Source organism: Streptococcus sp. 27098_8_86 (assembly GCF_041432595.1).
Classification (GTDB): domain Bacteria; phylum Bacillota; class Bacilli; order Lactobacillales; family Streptococcaceae; genus Streptococcus; species Streptococcus pneumoniae_F.
In genome coordinates this window covers 1-20,047 of sequence record NZ_JAPVZW010000011.1, presented here as the reverse complement: position 1 = coordinate 20,047, position 20,047 = coordinate 1, and the positions used below count along the sequence as shown (strand labels likewise).

6 protein-coding genes are annotated in these 20,047 nt (G+C 39.0%); all 6 read left to right on the top strand.

The features are described 5' to 3' along the window. The first annotated feature begins 72 nt into the window (after positions 1 to 72). The 6 genes from O3616_RS09000 to O3616_RS08975 all read left to right on the top strand — a co-directional run bounded on the left by O3616_RS09000 (position 73) and on the right by O3616_RS08975 (position 19,987). Complete coding sequence (locus tag O3616_RS09000) at positions 73 to 1,404, top strand: glycosyltransferase (protein WP_371638678.1); 1,332 nt, start codon at positions 73 to 75, stop codon at positions 1,402 to 1,404. A 1-nt stretch (position 1,405) separates the two neighbouring features. Next, the gene (locus tag O3616_RS08995) at positions 1,406 to 2,761 is read left to right on the top strand and encodes a sodium:solute symporter (RefSeq protein WP_371638677.1); all 1,356 of its coding nucleotides are present in this window, start codon (positions 1,406 to 1,408) and stop codon (positions 2,759 to 2,761) included. Continuing rightward, complete coding sequence (locus O3616_RS08990; protein WP_371638676.1) at positions 2,745 to 3,449, top strand: cytidylyltransferase domain-containing protein; 705 nt, start codon at positions 2,745 to 2,747, stop codon at positions 3,447 to 3,449. The genes O3616_RS08995 and O3616_RS08990 overlap by 17 nt, the downstream gene beginning before the upstream one ends. Continuing rightward, positions 3,446 to 4,324 carry a glycosyltransferase family 52 gene (locus tag O3616_RS08985; RefSeq protein WP_371638675.1) on the top strand — a complete coding sequence of 293 codons (879 nt, stop codon included), beginning with the start codon at positions 3,446 to 3,448 and terminating at the stop codon, positions 4,322 to 4,324. The genes O3616_RS08990 and O3616_RS08985 overlap by 4 nt, the downstream gene beginning before the upstream one ends. Positions 4,325 to 4,549: 225 nt before the next feature. After that, positions 4,550 to 10,738, top strand: coding sequence for a MucBP domain-containing protein (locus tag O3616_RS08980; RefSeq protein WP_371638674.1), 6,189 nt, complete (start codon positions 4,550 to 4,552; stop codon positions 10,736 to 10,738). Between the two features lie 303 nt (positions 10,739 to 11,041). Further along, complete coding sequence (locus O3616_RS08975) at positions 11,042 to 19,987, top strand: Rib/alpha-like domain-containing protein (protein ID WP_371638673.1); 8,946 nt, start codon at positions 11,042 to 11,044, stop codon at positions 19,985 to 19,987. Positions 19,988 to 20,047: the final 60 nt, after the last annotated feature.

Below are 20,047 nucleotides of genomic sequence, written 5' to 3'. Positions count from 1 at the left end.
AACCACCCTCACCTTTTTGTGAGGGTGGTTTTTCGTTTGTAAGCAGAAAATAAGAGAGAAAGAGTGTATAGCATGTCGAGAATTGTTACCATCCATCCAGTCAAGGAAATCCATCGCTATGGCTTTGAGAGTACCCAGGTCTATCGAGCCCGTATAGCACGACATCTGGGTTTGGAATATGTCCACCTTGTGTCAAGTCCTCAGCTTCGTCCTGATTGGAAGAAAGACTTGATCAAGTTAGGATTTTTAGAAAAGGAACTGCTCTGTGTTCCGCATAGTTTTTCAGATATAGGCCATGCAGACTTATCAGTGAAACCAGAAAGTCTAACGCTAGCAGACGGAGATCAGGTGGAACTCAATGCAGACGGTTTTGTGGCCTCTGTTACCCTAGGAGATGGCTCAGGCAGATATTACTACACTAAGGGTCCCTTCTTGTTTGAAGATTTCAAGGAAAAGGAACTTCGTTGGTATCATGAAAATGGAGAACTGGCTCTAGAAGGACGCTTTATCGATCCCTTCAAAGAACCCTCTCCTGTCACTATCTTTTACCCAGAATACATCTACCACATAGGAGGAGAGATCCGTTCTGAAGAGGACTTGCTGGTCAAGTTCTTAGCCAAATGGGCCCAGCAAACCGACCTCTTCATCCGTGACCAACAAATCGTTCCCAAACCCAGCCTCTGGCGTTACATGGAAAACACGGATAAAAATTATTATGAAGTCGTCCATGAAAATATCATGCGAGACTTACGCCTAGCCAATCTGCGCAAGACAAACAAATACTTGGTTGCCAGTGAAGTGTTGACTGATACTTTGGCGAAACAAGGGTATGATACCAAGTTTTTACCACCAATGTTTACAGAAAAATTAGGTCAGCTAAGACAAATCGGACCTGTTTTGGACTATTGCTTGGTAGGTCATATGGGAGAAGGCAAGAACGTTGAACTTGTCATTGAAGCCTTTATCGAACTCTATAAACGTGGCTCCAAGGCCCAGATTACCTTTTATGGTGGTACCGAGGAGCGTCTGGAGGAACTGCGCAATCGCTACGACCTGCCACCAACCATTCAGTTCAAAGGTATTGTCGATGAGGTTCCTTACCACCTCCACCAGTGCTACCTGTCGGCTAGTTTTACAGAATTATTTGCCAACGCCTGCGTCGAAGCCCTCAATCAAGGTTTGTTAGCCTTGCTATCAGATGTAGAGATTGCCCATCGTTTTTATGCTGGTCAGTCAGATGCCATCCGCCTTTTCCGGAATAAGGCACAATTGATTCAAATGATAGAAGAGATGGAGCAAGCGGATTATCGCCAATCAAATGCAGAAAATATCGCCCTAGCGGCCCACTATTCACTAGGGACGGTGGCCCAAAGCTACCGCGAACTACTAGATAGGAAATTCTAGGATGTTGGGAATTCTAGTCACCCTATCGCTTTATTTCTGCTTGATTTCCTGGATTGCCTATCGGAAAAAAGGGAGCGAAGAGGACTACTATCAGGTTAAGAAAGCTGTTCCTGTGACCGTTTTGGCCTTCTCGGTCTTTGCGACCTTGCTTAGTCCTATTTCCTTTCTGACTCTGGTGGGAAATGCCTATACAGGCAGGTCCTATCTCTGGTTTGCCCAGTGTGGCATCTTTCTAGCAATTCCCCTCGCTCACCGCTACTTTTTGCCGCTCTATCAAAAGGGGAACTATGAGACGGCCTATCATCTTTTAGAAGACAAGTTTCAGTCGTCTGGCATTCGATTACTGGCCTCAGGCCTTTTTATCCTCTACCAGTTGGGGCGAATAGCGGTTGTGACCTACTTGTTGTCACAGGCCCTAGAGCCCTTTATCCCTATCAATCAACTTGTCTTGTCAGCTTTACTCCTTCTCTTGACGGTCTATTATTTAGCAAGAGGAGGTCTCTTGGTTGTCTTGTGGACGGATTTCTTTCAGGGCTTGGTCCTGCTGGCTATATTGGCCCTCTTTCTACCAAGAATTGCCCAATCAGGTCTAGTCGTAAATAGCAGTCAGCAGCTATCTCGCTTTGCAGAGACCTTGGATGGGCGGACGATCTTGATCTTGGTTGCAGGAGCAGGTTTTAGTAGCCTGTTTTCCTACGTTTCTTCTCAGGATATCGTCCAACGTTTTAACAGCAAAATGGGGCATCAGAAGATTGGAAAAATCTTATGGTTACAGGGCCTTTTGTCCTTTGGGATTGCTAGTTTACTGTATCTGATTGGTCTATTGATTCGTCAGGAAAATTTCGCTACCAGATCGACCAATCCTGTTCTCATTACTTACGCTCGGGAAGGTCTGGCACCTTGGTTTGGCGGTTTCATCATGCTAGCTCTCTTGGCAGCGGGCCAATCCACGGTCTCATCCAGTATGAATGCAATCGTGACCTGTTTGAAATTGGATTTCGCCTGGTCAAAGATTCGCTGGTCGCCAAGCCTCCTGTCCTTTGTCATAGCAGGCCTGTCTTGGCTTCTCTGCCTCTTACTCATGAATGCAGAAATTTACTCCATCTACGAATGGATTAACGGCTTTATGGGTCTGACACTGGGTGTGATTGGAGGTTTGTACCTCTTGGTTTTACTCCTTCAAAAACCGAGTTTACAACTGGCTAAAATCTATCTGGTCTTTAGTCTAGGGGCCTTGCTCCTCTATCATTACAGTGGTTTCTTTGCCAACCCAAATCCTTGGTTAAATAGCATCATTACTACTTTATCTGCTCTTTTTATCTCATTTCTAGGAAGACTATATGAAAGCAACATCTAAACCCATAGCCGTCATTTTGATCCGTTCGGGTTCACGCGGCTTAGTGGATAAAAATATCAAACCGCTTGCAGGCAAACCCTTGGTTTTCTATACCATAGAAGTCGCTCTAGCCTCCAAGCTATTTAGTGATATCTGGATATCCTCAGACTCACTAGCCTATCTAGAACTCTGTTGTCAAGCCTATCCAGAGATTCGTTGTGTCCATAGACCAAAAGAATTGGCCTTGGCAACAACCTCTAGCTTAGAAACCTTACGCGACTTTTTACAGCCCTTTGAGGAAGAGCAGGTCTTTGTCAATCTACAGGTGAGTTCACCTCTTAGAGAGGTAGAGCATCTCATCGAGTCCTATCAACTTTACTGTCAGTCTGGCGCTGACCATTTGATTTCCTGTGTTAAGGCGGACAAGAGTCGTAGTCTTTACTTGCAGTTTGCGGAGTCGTCATTTATCCATCCCCCTCAAGTTTCCAAGCACTATGCTCGGCAGAAAGAACCTGTCTATTACTATCCCAACGGTAGTATTTGGATTTCTCGCAAGGACCTTTACCTACGAGATGAGACCTTTTACACGGATAAGACAGTAGCCTATGAAATGCCCAAACTCTATTCTTATGATATCGACGATGCCTTGGACTTTGAAGTCGTTGAGACCTTGCTGCACCATCACCACCTAGGAGAATCAAAGAGATGAAACACCTCATCATTGCGACAACACCCTTGCAGTCCAAGATTGCACAGCATATCGAGGGACTCTATCCGGATCAGGACTTTGTCAGTCTTTATGTCAGTCCTGTCAAAAATGCCCGACAAGAGCATTATGCTAAGGATTTTGATCATGTTTACTATCCTCAGACGGCAGCGGACTTGGCTCAGATTTGTCAGGAGCTGGCGGGAGACTATGACACTATCTTTTATGCTAGTTTTGACAATAGCTTGATTCTGGACTTGGTTGCTAGTTCGACCTACCAGCACCTCATGAGTTTCGATGATGGCTATGCGGATATTTATCCCTTGGGTATGTATGCTTGGCCCCTTCAACCCAGTCAGGTGGGCTCTTTGGGCTTGACCAGAGATGACTTGATTGAGCGGACGGAAAAGCACTATACTCTCTATCGCAGCGACTACCATGTCGTGGCTAGAGAAAAGCTAGTTTATCTGGAGCATTTTTTTAACCTGCCTCAAGCTCCTGTTTCAAATGGCAAGACAGTCAAGGTTCTGCTGGGGCAAAAGTTCTCTGAAGAGGACGATCAGATCTCCATCCGCTTTATCAGTACCTATGCCAAGGCCTTGGCCATTGACCTCTATATACCCCATCCCAAGGAAACCTTCACTATCCCTGATGTGACCTACTTGGAGACGGAGTTGATCTTTGAAGATGTTCTAGCCCAACTCTTTCAAGAATACGAGTTCGTTCATGTCTATCATTTTACCTCATCCGTCAGCCTGCACTTGAAAGACCTTCCCCATGTGACCATTACAGGCATTTCCCTCCCCTACTATGAGGACCGTCAAAAAGAATTGCGACGCTTGGGTTGTCAGTTTGAAAGGGTTTCACTTGGCTGGTAGCATAAATGTATATTTTAAAATATGTAAATCCATACGCTATATGGATTTTTTATATATAAATATAGCAAAAAACTATAGTTTGAATGATCAAAAAGTATTCAAATTCCTTGTATAAGAGGTTTTAAAGTGTTAAAATTAAGTGTCTAATTTTGAAGTTTTCAAGCAAGTATTAGCATAATAACAGCTTAAAAATAAAAATTATACAATAAAAAAAGGATGATGAAGATGTTTATAAATAAAAAAGAAAAATTTTCCATTCGTAAGTTTAAAGACGGTCGTTCAGACTCAGTCAAAATCGGTACAGTCGGTCTGATTGTCGGTGCAGCCCTTGCAATGGCAGGACAACCCCATATTGCAGAAGCAGCGATGACAGAAAACAGCGACAACACAACAACGATCTCAAATGATAAGGGGTCAGTAATTGTAGATACAGCTAATATTGAGAACCCAGATGCAGGTAGGGCATTTTCAACTGATCCAACTGCAGAGGGAACAAATACAATTACTAAAACTGGAAAAGTAGACTACAAATATGTAACTGCTGAGGGTAATACTGTATTAGAAGAAAACAAAAACCAAAACTCTGGTGCTGATAAAACGATTGAAACACCATACGATGTATACGGTAAATCAGGAGAAGTTTTCAAAGGAACTACAGGTGGTGATGCAGAAGCTAGCGACCTAAACGACGCTAAAGAAAATGGTAAGAAAGAAACAATCGAAAAAGATGGGAAGACTTACCACCTAATCGGAGAACCTAAGGTTGAAACTACTGGAAACGGTGGAGGAGTGTACTCTGACACAACTCTAGGTGATGTAACTGCGAAATTGACTCCAGAAGGGTTAAGTAACGCAGAAGGTAAAATCACTTATGATACTGTAAAACCTGGTGGAAAAGCTTGGATTGTTGAACAAACAGGAAAAGGAACATATGGTAAATATGTACAAGCTGATTCAGGTGCGATCACTTCTGATGCTAAGATGATAGAAGCTTTCAAAGCTGGAGAAGCAACAGCAAAAAACTTCACTTCAGCTAACGTAACAGCTGATGGTGGAATCAAAGAAGGTGATTATGTTTTCGTCCTTGAGAAAAATACCTATGTAACAGCTAAAACTGAGAGTTTCTCTTTAACAGCACAGATACAATTGTCATCTAGTGATAATGTAGCAGATGATAAAGATGGAACTGGGGCTACTTTAAATAGAACATATGCAATGGTACAAAACTTTAAAGCGGCTCCAGATACTTTAACAGGAGAAGCAAACAAAACTCTTGTAAAAAACTATCTTGCATATCTTCAAGAAAAAGGATTTGAAGATAACCTCCTTAATTTCAAACGATATATTACTTTAGGAATGGCGGCAAAAACTGGTGGTCCTCTGGAGATTAGTGCTGATAAGGGAGATCAAGTTGATGATAAAGGAAGACCTACAAGTGATATAACAGCTGATATAGCAAGCGTTACTGATCAAGAAACAAGTACTTTAGAAGATAGTAGTGATTTTCTTCTTAAATTTTCTGATCCTTCGCCGGAAGTTGAAGAGTATTCTTACCGTGACGAAATCACTCCTCTTCGTGCATACCGTTTAGCAAGTGGTACTACAACAATCACTTACACTTATGCAGAAGAAAAAACTCGTGAAATCGAGAAAAAAGGTTCTGTAGTCGTTAACTACCAAACAGAAGACGGAACAGAATTAAAAGCTCCTTACACTGATACTCCTGAAACAGTAGCTGAAGTAGTAACTGAGAAATACTATGTTGATGCTGATGGAAATGATGTAATTGTAAGTAGTACTACAGCTTCTAAAAACGTACCTTACAACACTAAAGAAAATGAAACTGAAAAACCTCAAAAACTTACAGATGCACAAGGAAATGTTTACTACCTAAACGAAGCAAACACAATGACATCTGTAAATGGTACAGAAACTACATCACCAGCTGAAACAGGTACAGTGGTAGAAGGTGTTACAAAAGTAACTTACATCTATGAAAAAGCTGGATCAGTAATCGTTAACTACAAAACCGAAGATGGAACTCCACTTGCAGGAACAGTAGTAGACGAAGATGGAGCTGGTAAAACTGTAGAATCAGGTGCAAAAGACATTGATAATGGTAAACCAGGTACAGCTTATAACACTGCCGATAACGGAATGAAACCAACTCGTATTAAAACTGCAGAAGGCAAAGTATACGAATTAGTTCCAGACTTAACTGAAGGTGAAGAAACAGGTGAAGTAGTAGCTGGAGAAACTAAAGAAGTAACATATGTTTATAAAGAAGTTAAAGGTAATGTAGTTGTTAAGTACGAAGATACTGAAGGTAACACACTTGCTGATGACGAACAAGATGAAACAGATGCTTCTCTAAATGTTAAATACGATACAGCTGACCACAAAAAAGAATCTATCGAGAAAGATGGTGTTAAATACTACTTAACAGCTAAAGAACTGAAAGATGGTTCTAAACCAGCAACTGGTGATGTTGTTGAAGGAACAACAACAGTAACTTACGTTTATGAAAAAGCTGGATCAGTAATCGTTAACTACCAAACAGAAGACGGAACTCCATTAGTAGGAACTGCAGACGGTACAGATATTGCTTCGGGTGCTAAAGACACTACAGACGCTAAAGCAGGAACTGACTACAACACTGCAGACAACGGAATGAAACCAAACCGTATTACAACTGCAGAAGGTAAAGTATACGAATTAGTACCAACAGCAACTAAAGGTGATGAAACTGGTAAAGTTGTTGCAGGTGAAACGAAAGAAGTAACCTACGTTTATAAAGAAGTAAAAGGTAATGTTGTCGTTAAGTATGAAGATACTGAAGGTAACGTAATCGCAGAAGACGAAAAAGACGAAACAGATGCTTCTCTAAATGTTAAATACGACACAGCAGACCACAAAAAAGCTGAAATCACCAAAGACGGTGTTAAATACTACCTAACAGCTAAAGAATTGAAAGATGATTCTAAACCAGCTACTGGAGATGTTGTTGAAGGTACAACTACAGTAACTTATGTTTATGAAAAAGCTGGACAAGTAGTCGTTAACTATCAAACAGAAGATGGAACTCCATTAGTAGGTGTTGACCCAGCTGGTGCAAATGTAGCTTCAGGTGCTAAAGACACTGTAGATGGAAAACCAGGATCAGATTATGATACTTCTGATAACGGAATGAAACCAGCTCGTATCACAACTGCAGAAGGCAAAGTATACGAATTAGTACCAACAGCAACTAAAGGTGAAGAAACTGGTAAAGTTGTTGCTGGAGAAACTAAAGAAGTAACATACGTTTATAAAGAAGTAACTGGTGATGTAGTAGTTCACTATGTTGACACAGAAGGTAACAAAATCGCAGCTGATAAAGACGACCTTAAAGGTGCATCTCTAAGCGAAAAATATGATACTGCTGTTGATAACAAACCAGAAAAAATCACTGCAGAAGACGGAACTGTATACTACATTACAAAAGCTGGTCTTAAAGATGATTCTAAACCAGAAACTGGAAACGTAGTTGAAGGTAAAACTGATGTAACTTACGTTTATGAAAAAGCTGGATCAGTAATCGTTAATTACCAAACAGAAGACGGAACTCCATTAGTAGGAACTGCAGACGGTAAAGATATTGCTTCAGGTGCTAAAGATACTGACAATGGAAAACCAGGTTCTGAATACAACACTGCAGATAACGGAATGAAACCAACTCGTATCACAACTGCAGAAGGAAAAGTATACGAACTAGTCCCAGCATCAACTAAAGGTGATGAAACAGGTACTGTAGAATCAGGTCAAACTAAAGAAGTAACATACGTTTATAAAGAAGTAAAAGGTAATGTAGTAGTTCACTATACAGATGAGGCAGGAAACAAAATTGCTGAAGATGCTAAAGATACAACAGATGGATCAATTAGCACACCATATGATACTTCTGATAACGGAATGAAACCAGAACGTATTACGACTCCAGAAGGCAAAGTTTACCAATTAGTACCAACAGCAACTCAAGGTGCTGAAACTGGTAAGGTTACTGAAGGAACTACAGAAGTAACCTATGTTTATAAAGAAGTAACTGGAGATGTAGTCGTTCACTACGTTGATACAGAAGGTAACGTAATTGCGGAAGATAAAGAAGATACGAAAGGTGCTTCTCTAAACGCTAAATACGATACAACTGACAACAAACCAGAGAAAATCGAAAAAGACGGAACTGTTTACTACTTAACAGAAAAAGCTCTTAAAGATGACTCTAAACCAGAAAACGGAGACGTAGTAGAAGGTAAAACAGAAGTAACTTACGTTTACGAAAAAGCAGGACAAGTAGTCGTTCACTACACTGACGAAAAAGGTAACACTATTCAAGCAGATGCTGTTGATACAAAAGACGGTAAACCAAACTCAGACTACAACACTGCTGATAACGGAATGAAACCAAACCGTATCACTACTCCAGAAGGTAAAGTATACGAATTAATCCCTCAATCAACTAAAGGTGATGAAACAGGTAAAGTTAAAGCTGGAGAAACTACAGAAGTAACTTACGTCTACAAAGAAATCACTGGTAATGTCGTCGTTCACTACGTTGATACAGAAGGAAACACACTTGCTGAAGATACGAAAGATGTAGAAAATGGATCACTAAGTGAGAAATATGACACAACTGACAACAAACCAGCTAAACTTGAAAAAGATGGACAAGTTTACTACTTGACAGCTAAAGAATTGAAAGACGGTTCTAAGCCAGAAAACGGTGCTGTTGTAGAAGGAACTACAGAAATCACTTATGTATACGAAAAAGCAGGAAACGTTCTTGTTCATTACGTAGACGAAGCTGGAAACACTCTTCAAGCAGATGCTGTTGATACAAAAGATGGTCAACCAGGAGCTAAATATGATACTTCTGATAACGATATGAAACCAACTCGTATCACTACTCCAGAAGGAAAAGTATATGAACTCGTACCAGCATCAACTAAAGGTAACGAAAACGGAAGTGTTGAAGCAGGTAAAACTACAGAAGTGACTTATGTCTACAAAGAAGTAAAAGGAAACGTCGTCGTTCACTATGTAGACGAAGCTGGAAACACAATCGCAGAAGACATTAAAGATACGACTGATGGATCTGTAAGCTCAGCATATGACACAAGTGACAACAAACCAGCTACAATCACTACAAAAGATGGTAAAGTATATGTACTTGTACCAACTTCAACTAAGGGTGAAGAGTCTGGTAAAGTAACAGAAGGAACAACAGAAGTTACTTACGTTTATAAAGAAGTAACTGGAGATGTAGTAGTTCACTACGTTGACACAGAAGGCAACGTGATTGCTGAAGATAAAGAAGATACTAAAGGTGCTTCTCTAAACGCTAAATACGATACAACTGACAATAAACCAGCAACAATCGAAAAAGATGGTGTTAAATATTACTTAACAGAAAAAGCTGTTAAAGACGATTCTAAACCTGAAACAGGAGATGTAGTAGAAGGTAAAACTGAAGTAACTTACGTTTACGAAAAAGCAGGACAAGTAGTAGTTCACTATGTAGACGAAGCTGGAAACACAATCCAAACTGACGCTGTTGATACCAAAGACGGTAAACCAGGAGCTGCTTACAACACTACTGATAATGATATGAAACCAACTCGTATTACAACTGCAGAAGGAAGAGTATACGAATTAGTACCAGCATCAACTAAAGGTAACGAAAACGGAAGTGTTGAAGCAGGTAAAACAACAGAAGTAACATATGTGTACAAAGAAATTAAAGGAAACGTAGTCGTTCATTATGTAGACGAAGCGGGTAACACAATCGCAGAAGACGTTAAAGATACTACAGACGGATCAGTAAGCTCAGCATATGACACAACTGACAACAAACCAGCTACAATCACTACGAAAGATGGAAAACTATACGTATTAGTACCAACTTCAACTAAAGGTGATGAAAATGGTAAAGTAACAGAAGGAACAACAGAAGTAACTTACGTTTATAAAGAAGTCAAAGAAGGTACTACAAATGGAGGCTCACTCACTCCATCTCAACCAGGTTCTCCATCAACACCTTCAACAAACCCAACAAGTCCGGTGAAACCGACAGACCCAAGTCAACCAACAACACCGGCTAACCCAGCAACCCCAGCTGCCCCAGCTAACCCAGCAACCCCGGTTGCTCCGGCTAATCCAACTAACCCAACAACACCGGCTAACCCAGCAACTCCAACGATGCCATCAGCACCAGTAAATGGTAAAGCACCACAAGCTCCAGTAGCTCCATCAGAAGCTAAAGGACAAGCTGAACTTCCTAATACTGGTACAGAAGACCATGCTAGCCTAGCAGCACTTGGACTTTTAGGTGTCTTGAGCGGATTTGGGCTTGTTGCTCGTAAGAAAAAAGAAGACTAAATTTAATTAGATTTTCTGATAAGAATAAGGAGTAGGATATCATATCCGCTCCTTTTTCTATGTAAATATGAGGTAATTTTTAAGCTTTTTTGAAAGTTATTAATCATATTTCTGAAGCTATTAATTATCTTTGCTTTTTTATATATCAACATCGATTAAAATATCGAATTGCTTGACATAGTGAATAGATAGAGTTATTATATATATTATACAATAGGTGAAGTCAGGGATTTTCTTAGTATCTATTTAAGGATTTTACTGACTTTTCTTGGTGTAAATAAAAATATAAGAAAAGGAGTAGTAATGTACTCACGAATAAAAAAATATCATGGACAAAAGGTTCAACGATTTTCAATCCGAAAGTATAGTTTCGGTGCAGCATCGGTAGCGATTGCTGCGCTTATGATGTTTGGAGGTGGAGCCACTGCAAAAGCTGACACTATTCAAGGAAACGATGCAAGAACGAGCTCAAATTTGTCTAATCCACAGTCATCGCCATCTCAAGAAAACCTAAATCACGAAGAGAATGTTGCGAGCTCTGATGCTAAGGGAAAAGAAATTCCTTCTAAAGATCCAGTTTCTAAACCAGTAGTAACTTCAGCTGAAGCTTTAGTTAATGAAGATAGGGTAGCACCAGAAAATATTGCAAAGGTAGACTTCAGTAAGTTATCAGAAGCGATTTCACGTATTCAATCAGCTATCGATAAAGTTGAAATTAGTAATAAAACATCAAAAACTATTGAGGATGCAAAGGCAGCACTATTAGAAGCTCAAGCTTTATCAGCAAATGACAAAGCAACTCAGGCAGAGGTAGATAAAACTGTTGCAAGATTAGGAGAAAAGGCTTTTGTAATTGAGAGCATGCCAAAAGTGTCTCCTGCTGTAGAAGATAAATCAGAAACAGAAGCTAAAGTAGAAAAAACAAATAAAAACCAAGATCCACGAAACGGAAAAGCAATTCCTGGTAAAGGGGAAAGTGGGTTTAGAGCGACTCCTACTGGTGTAGGGGAACAAGCAGCGGAAGGTCCTACAAGTAATAATAAGAGGGGGGTAGGAGCTAACCCAGTAGATAACGTTATTTCAAGTTTGAAAAATCAATTTGGGGATATTGATTTCAATACTCCAGATGTTGAAACAAAATCCGCAACTGTTGAAAATCAATATTCAAGAAATAATGCTAGTAGTCCAAATCCAGCCCCAGTGAAGTTAGGGAAAATTACTTACAATTGGAAAGAAAAACGAATCGAAAATGAAATTGATGGTTGGAAGATAGAAGGTACAAATAATTATGTAACAGCTATTAAACCAGAAGCTCCAACAGAAGTTGCGGCTGATAGACCTGCTGGATTTGAACCAAAACCATCTAAAGTTTACGATAATAATGGAAGTATTGATAGACAGTATAACGATACTCCTACTCCAGACAATCCTTTAGCGCCTAATAAAGCTAATCAAAACTATGCAAATGGTGTCAACTACTCAAGTGTACCTGGTGTTCCTTTAAATAATGCAGAACATTCTGCTGTCGGTAAAGGCTATTATATTCAGTTAAATAAAAAAGGTACACAAATTTCGAAAGAATTTAATGTCAATCCGAATTCTAGATTATATCTTAGTGCATTAACGGGTGGTGCATATGGGAATATGGGGACTGCTGGTACTGGTGAAAAAGTAGAAATCACAGTTACAGATGCAGACACAGGTGAAGTTTTAACAACACTGAAAGATGCGAATAATAATAGTGAAACAACACACGTTTCAACTCCGTATGGTGATGGAGGGAATGGTAATGGTTTCGGATTCTGGAGAACGATTATTAATACTCCAAATACGACTAAAAAAATTAAAATAACAATTAAGGCACTAGAGGATGGACCAGCATTTAAAAAGACCTATCCAGTAAATGGTAAATCAGAAATTGAAGATGGATATTTTGTAGGTGGGGTCAACTTAGCTGTTGGTGCTGCATTAGAAATGACAACAGATGTTGTTCGTAATAATGCTACATCCTCTTATGGAGAAGACACTCTCTATAAAGACAAAGAATCCGGTCAATTAAGAGTTACTGTGAAAAACGTTGGTGGGTTACCAACGTACGGCGCTTATGAATACACAATTAAAATTCCTGAAGGTGTCGAATTAAAAGATTCTCTAAAAAAAGCAAATGAATGGAATTGGCCTGGTCCTTTCCAAGTCGTATCGTATGATGAAGCTACAAGAACGCTTAGATTGAAATTCAATGCAGGGGATTCAGATCCAGCAAAGAATGGGACAAGAACATTCGGTATTGATTTCACAACGGCAAAAAATTTCAAAGGGACAGCTACTTTTAAGGTAACTGCAGAAATTAAAGAAGGATTTACAGATTTACAAGGAAACAGAGTATTAGAAAATACAGGTGTTGTAAATCCAAATAGTCCATATAGAAATACATTCAATGCTCTAGGAAATACAGACAATCCAGATTACTACTACAACAAAACAATTTACATCGATACGATTAAACCAGTAACTCCTACTGTGGAACCAGTTCATACTGATAGCATTAATGGAGAAAAAACTGATAAAAATCAACCAACAGAATTATTAATTTCTGTCCCAACAGAAAAAGATACTAATTTAACAGATGTACCTAGAGAAAAACAAGATATCGCTGACAATGATAGAAACAATGGAACGGACCGTGATGCTGATACTGAGGTAGACAATATTAAAGAAGCTATTGGTGGAGTAACTTCAATGAAAGTTATGTTACCAAATAGTAAAACCCCAATTACTTTAAACAAAAAAGAAGACGGTTGGTATATTGGTGAAACAAAAGTTGAAGTACGCGATGGTAAATTAGTTGTACCAGTTCCAAAAGGGACAGATTTGACAGAAGCGAATGAGACAACAAATCCTGACAAACGTATCAAAGTTACTGTGCTTGATAAAGCAGGTAACGAATCAGATCCAGCTTATGCTAATGTTCTAAACGAAGCTCCAACAGTAGCAGTTGAGAAAAAAGATTTATATGTTTATAAAACAAAAGAAGCTGACAAATGGAATAATAATAAAGTTCTAGAAAAAGCGAAACCATCTGCAACTGACTTAGAAGATGATCGTGATGGTGTTGATTCTACTAAACCAACAATCGCAGTAAGTGATGCAGGTAATCTAGATACAACTAAAGTTGGAGATTACACTGTAAAAGTTCAATCAACTGATAGTGAAGGTAAGAAATCAACAGAAACAAATGTCACTGTTCATGTCTTAGACTTAATTAAAGTAGACCCTACAGTAACAACTGATCCAACAAATCCAAGCACAACAGCTCCAGTATCTCCAAAAACAGCAGATACACCTGTAAAAGAAGGAGATGAAAATCTTGGTAAATATCCAGCAGGAGTTACTCGTGAGGACTTAGTTAAAGAAGTTACACGTACAATTAAGTATCTAAAAGAAGAAGATGCAAACAAAGATAATGCTACTCCTTTATATGCTGAAAAGGTGCAAAAAGTAACTTACAAACGTACAGCAACAGTTAATCCTGAAACAAAAGAAGTAACTTACTCTGATTGGGAAGTTTACAATGAAGCGGATAAACTAACTGATGCTAAAGCAGATGGTACTAATGGTAAGTATAACTCAGTTGAATCTCCAGTTATTAATAATTATTTATTAGTGGATAATGCGGATAAACTTGTTCCAGAAAAAGATGCTCCTAAGCCAGCACAAAATGGAACAGTATCTCCTGAAGTGAAGAAAGTTCTTTATAAGGAGATTGGTTCGTTTGTACCAAACTATCCAGCAGGTAAGAAACCACAAGGAGCACCAGATAAGATCTCTTATCCAAATAACCCGACTGATCCAACGGTTCCAGGTGATTTTAGCACGATAACAATTCCATATATCCCAGGTTATACTCCAGTATATAATGGACAAGAATTAACACCGAAAAATCCAAATGATCCAACTCAAGGCTATAAAGTTCCAGATGGATTTACACCAACGGATAAATTTGGGGAATCACCAATTACATATACACCTTCTACTCAAACAGCTAAAGTAGTGATTGAGAAGAAAGTCGATGGAGCTGCAAATGAAGTGGTTTCTAGCTTTGATTTAACAGGTAAATCTGGTTCAGAATTACCAGCAAGTACAGATATTGATAATAAAATCAAAGAACTTAAGAATCAAGGTTATGAAGTAGAAAGTGATGAATACCATATTCAAGATAATCATCATCCAATTTTTGATGACAAGGAAGATATTAACCCAACAGATGGTTCATCAGCACCTTCTCAAACATTTAAAATTGTGGTTAAACCTAGAATCATTGAAGTACCTTCATCAACACCACATGAAAAAGATAGTCCAGTAGATCCAAATGGGGATACACCAGAACTTAAATGGCCTGAGGGATTAGCTGAATCTGACTTGAATACAACAGCTAAACGTGTGATTTCATATGTGAAGAAAGATTCAGATACAGCAGCTGAAGAAAAAGCTAAGGATGATACTGTTCAAACGGTGCCATTCACAAGAAAAGCAACCGTTAATCTTGTCACAAAAGAAGTAAGCTATACTGATTGGGAAAGTCCAAATAAAACATGGGATAAAGTTGGAGTAGATGTTTTACCAGGATATATTGCTGATAAAAAAGAAATTCCAGCTAAAGAAGCAGCAACCCCTGCAAAAGATACAAAAGTAATCCCTGATGAAACGGATAAAGTTACTTATACGAAGATTGGAAGCTGGATTCCTGTTGATCCAACCACTGGTAAGGATGGAGATCCGATTCCATTCCCTAACGATCCAAATGATCCAACCAAGACTGGTGAAATTACGCAAATTATTCCTCATAAAGATGGATATACTCCAAAAGATGGAAATGGAACACCATTAGAACCGGTAAATCCTGCTAAACCAGAAGAAGGATATAAACCACCAAAAATTACGGATCCAAAAGCAAATATCAAGATTACCTATGAAAAAGACAATCAAAAAGCAAAAGTTAAATTTGTTTCTGTAGATGATAAAGGTGTTGAAACACCATTAGATACGAAATATAATATTGATGATCTTACTGGTAAATCAGGAGATAAAATTCCAGAAGAAAAAGTTCAAGCACGTGTTGATGTTTTGAAATCTATGGGATATGATGTTGTAGATAATCCATTTGATCAGGATCCAACGTTTGATACTAAGAAAGAAATAGATCAAGAGTTTACAATTAAAGTTAAACCACAAGTTTCAACTGCAAAACCTGTTTATGTAGTAGAAGGAGATAAACCATCTTCAGAAAAATTAAAAGATGCTGTTACTACTAAAGGAAATGAGAAAACAGTAGATGAAACTAAACTTCCTGATACAACTGATAAAGTTGGGGATGACACATTAACAGCTCCTGTGACAGTGACATACGGTTCAGGGGATAATAAACGTGAAGAAACTGTTAATGTACCGATTAAAGTTGTTGCAGGATATCCACAAATTGTCCCAGTAAGTGCAGACAAGAAACAACCGTCTCCAGAAGATAATATTGACCCAGCAGACTATCCAGACGATGCTACATATGAGTACAAAGAAGAAATTGATACAACAACACCTGGAGATAAGAAAGTAACTGTAGTGGTTAAACAGGGGGATAAAGTACTTGTAGAAATACCTGCAACTGTTCGTGTAGTTGATAGCACTCCACAATTTGTTGTAGCTGATAAATCCAAACCACAACCAGATGCTAAATCAAGTATCACTCCAGAAGAATATCCAGAGGGAACAACCTTTGAGTATAAAGAACCGGTTGATACAACAACAGCGGGTGAAAAAGATGTAGTCGTTGTAGCGAAATTAGATGGAGATACTTTAGTAGAAGTACCAGCTAAAGTAGTGGTAGTAAGCCCTGAGACACAATATGTATTTGAAGACCCTGCCAAACCACAACCAGATGCAAGTGAAAGTATTAACCCTGAGCAATATCCAGAAGGAACAACCTTTGAGTATAAAGAACCAGTTGATACAACAACACCTGGAGACAAGAAGGTAACAGTAGTTGCTAAGAATGGTGAAGACAAACTTGTAGAAGTACCTGCAGTTGTGAAAGTATTACCAGTTGTTAAACCAACGGGAGTAACAGTACTTAAAGATAGTACAGATTTAGAAACAATGGTTAAAGCAAAAGCTCAAGAAGTGGTGGATGCATTACCAAAAGATAGTATTCCTGCAGGTGTAACAGTAACTGTTAAAGAAGTGAAAGAAAAACCTGAAACAACTGCTACAGGAGAACAAAAACCAGCTAAGGTAGTTATTGAATATACTGATGACAAAGGCCGTGTAGTTGGATCTAAAGAAGTAGAAGTTCCGGTAACGGTAGTTGGTTCAACATCAAAATCATTGGTAGTCTTTGAAGGTGATACAGTAGAATCTAAAACTGTTCAAGATGCAGTAACACCAGGAGCTAATGGAACTAGAGGTAATCCTGTAATTCCAGAAGACCTAACAAAAACAACAGGTAAGAAAGAAGTAACGGTCCCTGTAACTTACGACGGAATTAAAGATTCAGAACAAGTGAAAGTACCAGTGACAGTATTGCCAGTTGCTAAAGGTGAAGTAACAGTACCAAAAGGTGAAACTACAGATAAAGTTAAAGAAGTAGCTAAAGCTAAAGCAGAAGAAGTAGCAAACTCAGCAGATTTCAAAGCTAAATTACCAGATGGTGCCAAAGAAGTAGAAGTTGGAGCGATTACAGAAGAAGTGCTTGCAACCATTACATCGGAAGCAGGAACAAACAAAGGAACTGTAAAAGTCCCAGTAACCTATACAGTAGATGGCGTTAAGTATACAAAAGATGCAGAAATTACTGTAAGTGTAGTTGGTTCAAATGCTGATCAAGTATACGTTGTTGAAGGCGATAAACCTGAAATAGCTAAAGTAAAAGATGCAGTAACACCAGGACAAGGTGGAACAGTACAAGATCCAACAGAAGCTGATTTACCAGATACAAAGGATAAAGTTGGAGCAACCGATGTAACAGTACCAACTAAAGTTAAGTATGCAAATGGTGAAGAGACAGTAAAAGTCCCAGTGACAGTATTACCAAAAGTAACCCCAGAAGGTGTAACAGTTCTTAAAGATAGTGATAAGCAAGAACTAGAAAAAGCTATTAAAGAACAGGCTGAAAAAGCAGCTAATAACGTGAAGGGGCTTCCATCAGGAGTTACTGTAACAGTTACAGAAGTTAAAACAGGAACAGTACCACCTACAGCAACAGTTGGTGTACAAATCCCAGCGACAGTAGTGGTAGAGTATGTGAAAGATGGTAAAGTAGTTGCGACTAAAGAGGTACCTGTACCTGTTAATGTAGTAGAAGTCGTTCCAGTCTCAATAGAGACACCAGTCACCTCTACCCCATTAACACCAGAGGATTACACTAAAGGAATTAAGATTCCAGAAGGTGGCAAGGTCACCAATGTTGAAAATATTCCAGACTTGACAACACCAGGTAAGAAAGATCCAGTTAAGGTAACGGTTGAATTACCAAGTGGCAAAGTGATTACAGTAGAAGTCCCAGTTAATGTAACACCTGTTAAGGAAATTGAAACTCCAGTTACGAAAACTCCATTAACACCAGAGGATTACACTAAAGGAATTAAGATTCCAGAAGGTGGCAAGGTAACGAATGTTGAAAATATTCCAGACTTGACAACACCAGGTAAGAAAGATCCAGTTAAAGTCACGGTTGAATTACCAAATGGAAAAGTGATTACAGTAGAAGTTCCAGTTAATGTAACACCTGTTAAAGAGATTGAGACACCAGTCACATCTACCCCATTAACGCCAGAGGATTACACTAAAGGAATTAAGATTCCAGAAGGTGGCAAGGTCACAAATGTTGAAAACATTCCAGACTTGACAACACCAGGTAAGAAAGATCCAGTCAAAGTAACTGTGGAATTACCAAATGGTAAAGTAGTCACAGTAGAGGTTCCAGTAACTGTAACACCTGTTAAAGAGATTGAGACACCAGTCACCTCTACCCCATTAACACCAGAGGATTACACAAAAGGCATCAAGATTCCAGAAGGTGGCAAGGTCACAAATGTTGAAAACATTCCAGACTTGACAACTCCAGGTAAGAAGGATCCAGTTAAAGTCACGGTTGAATTACCAAATGGAAAAGTGATTACAGTAGAAGTTCCGGTTAATGTAACACCTGTTAAGGAAATTGAAACTCCAGTAACTAAGACCCCATTAACACCAGAGGATTACACAAAAGGCATCAAGATTCCAGAAGGTGGAAAAGTGACCAATGTTGAAAACATTCCAGACTTGACAACTCCAGGTAAGAAGGATCCAGTTAAAGTCACGGTTGAATTACCAAATGGAAAAGTGATTACAGTAGAAGTTCCAGTTAATGTAACACCTGTTAAAGAGATTGAGACACCAGTCACCTCTACCCCATTAACGCCAGAGGATTACACTAAAGGAATTAAGATTCCAGAAGGTGGCAAGGTCACAAATGTTGAAAACATTCCAGACTTGACAACACCAGGTAAGAAAGATCCAGTTAAAGTCACGGTTGAATTACCAAATGGAAAAGTGATTACAGTAGAAGTTCCAGTAACTGTAACTCCAGTTAAGGAAATTGAAACTCCAGTTACGAAAACTCCATTAACACCAGAGGATTACACTAAAGGCATCAAGATTCCAGAAGGTGGCAAGGTCACAAATGTTGAAAATATTCCAGACTTAACAACGCCAGGTAAGAAAGATCCAGTTAAGGTAACGGTTGAATTACCAAGTGGCAAAGTGATTACAGTAGAAGTCCCAGTAACAGTCACACCAAAGGCGACTCCAGCTCCAAGAGAAACGGTTAAAACTACCCCAATCGTAGTAGAGGTTGGAACTCCAATTGTCAAAGATGATGTTAAGAAACATATTGAGTTACCAAAAGGTGCCGAAATCGTAGAAGTTGGAGAAATCCCAGCAACTGATACGGCAGGACAAAAACCAAGTGTTAAAGTAAAAGTGAAACTACCATCAGGAGAAATCGTAGAGGTAGAAGTCCCAGTAACAGTCATACCTAAGCATGTTGAACCATCAACTCCAAACCAACCAGCTTCTCAACCATCAACACCTAAAAATGTTGAAGTTCAAAAAGAATTGCCTAACACAGGTACAGAAGCCGACTCTAGCTTAGCAGCACTTGGACTTTTAGGTGTCTTGAGTGGATTTGGACTTGTTGCTCGCAAGAAAAAAGAAGACTAATTCTAATTAGATTTTCTGATAAGAATAAGGAGTAGGATATCATATCCGCTCCTTTTCTTT

What these genes read in the sequence shown, in the direction of transcription:
- O3616_RS08975 (WP_371638673.1), top strand. Translation starts at nt 11,042, where the DNA reads ATGTACTCACGAATAAAAAAATATCATGGACAAAAGGTTCAACGATTT.
- O3616_RS08985 (WP_371638675.1), top strand. Translation starts at nt 3,446, where the DNA reads ATGAAACACCTCATCATTGCGACAACACCCTTGCAGTCCAAGATTGCA.
- O3616_RS08980 (WP_371638674.1), top strand. Translation starts at nt 4,550, where the DNA reads ATGTTTATAAATAAAAAAGAAAAATTTTCCATTCGTAAGTTTAAAGAC.
- O3616_RS08995 (WP_371638677.1), top strand. Translation starts at nt 1,406, where the DNA reads ATGTTGGGAATTCTAGTCACCCTATCGCTTTATTTCTGCTTGATTTCC.
- O3616_RS08990 (WP_371638676.1), top strand. Translation starts at nt 2,745, where the DNA reads ATGAAAGCAACATCTAAACCCATAGCCGTCATTTTGATCCGTTCGGGT.
- O3616_RS09000 (WP_371638678.1), top strand. Translation starts at nt 73, where the DNA reads ATGTCGAGAATTGTTACCATCCATCCAGTCAAGGAAATCCATCGCTAT.